This is a genomic window from Mycobacterium angelicum, from assembly GCF_002086155.1.
Lineage (GTDB): Bacteria > Actinomycetota > Actinomycetes > Mycobacteriales > Mycobacteriaceae > Mycobacterium > Mycobacterium angelicum.
The window spans coordinates 1-1,571 of sequence record NZ_MVHE01000183.1 but is presented as its reverse complement, the minus strand read 5'-3'; the positions used below and the strand labels follow the sequence as shown (position 1 = coordinate 1,571).

Sequence of the window (1,571 nt, the reverse complement as noted above, 5' to 3'; positions counted from 1 at the left end):
TCTTCGACCACCCCACCCCCACCGCCATCGCCGACTACCTACTGACCCTGCTCTCCGGGGCCACCACCCCCACCCGGATCATCACCGCCGTCACCGGCCAGATCGACGAACCCATCGCCGTCATCGGCATGGCCTGCCGACTCCCCGGCGGAGTCGACTCAGCCCACGCGCTATGGGAACTGGTACACACCGGCACCGACGCGGTCGGCGGATTCCCCACCGACCGCGGCTGGGACCTGACCGGATTATTCGACCCCGACCCCGACGCCGTCGGCAAAACCTACACCCGCTCAGGCGGCTTCCTCGCGGATGCGACCGGGTTCGATGCCGAGTTCTTCGGCATCTCCGCGCGCGAAGCCACCGCCATGGACCCCCAACAACGCTTGCTGCTCGAAGTGTGCTGGGAAGCCCTGGAAACCGCCGGCATCGACCCCACCTCCTTGGAGGGTTCGGACACCGGGGTGTTCGCCGGAGCCTGGGCCCAACCCGCAGGCCCCGGCGCCGACGGCGCCGAAGGTTACGGCCTGACTGGTGTCGCCACCAGCGTGACCTCTGGCCGAATCGCCTACGTCCTAGGCCTGCAGGGCCCCGCCATCACCATCGACACTGCCTGCTCGTCGTCGTTGGTGGCCACGCACCTGGCCTGTCAATCCCTGCGTAGCGGCGAGTCCAGCCTGGCCCTAGCCGGCGGGGTCACCGTCATGACCAGCCCGACACCGTTTATCGAGTTCGCCCGTCAACGCGGACTGGCCCCCGACGGACGCTGCAAAGCGTTTGCCGCCGCCGCCGACGGCACCGGCTGGGGCGAAGGCGCCGCGGTCGTGGTACTGGAACGCCTCAGCGACGCCCACCGCCATCAGCATCCAGTCCTGGCCGTCATCGCCGGCTCGGCGGTCAACCAAGACGGCGCCTCCAACGGCCTGACCGCCCCCAACGGACCCGCCCAACAACGCGTCATCACCCAAGCCGCCGCCAACGCCGGCATCACCCTGGATCACGTCGATGTCGTCGAAGCCCACGGCACCGGCACCACCCTCGGCGATCCCATCGAAGCCGGCGCCTTGTTGGCCACCTATGGCGCGGGCCGCACCGCTGATCGGCCGTTGTGGTTGGGCTCGGTCAAATCCAACATCGGCCACACCCAGGCCGCCGCGGGCGCAGCGGGGTTGATCAAGATGATCACCGCCCTGCAGCACGCGGTATTGCCGCCAACACTGCACGTGGATGAACCCAGCCCGCACATCGACTGGTCAGCCGGAGCAGTCCAGTTGTTGACCGAGGCGATGCCCTGGCCGCAAACCGAACACCCCCGCACCGCAGCCGTATCCTCCTTCGGCGTCAGCGGCACCAACGCACACCTGATCGTCCAACAACCCCCCACCCCACCACCGGCCACCACAACAACGCCAGCTGACCAAGCGCTACTGCGGATCTGGCCGCTCTCAGCCCGCACCCCCGCGGCGCTAAACGCCCAAAGCGCCCGTCTGCACCAACACCTGCTCGATCACCCCGATGTCGACCTGACCGACCTGGCCTACAGCCTGGCCACCACCCGCACCCACCACCCCCAC

General features: G+C 68.6%; 1 pseudogene. It reads left to right on the top strand.

What is annotated here, in order from left to right:
* Positions 1-20: 20 nt before the first annotated feature.
* Positions 21-1,571, top strand: a pseudogene (locus BST12_RS28860) (type I polyketide synthase); the annotation flags it as partial.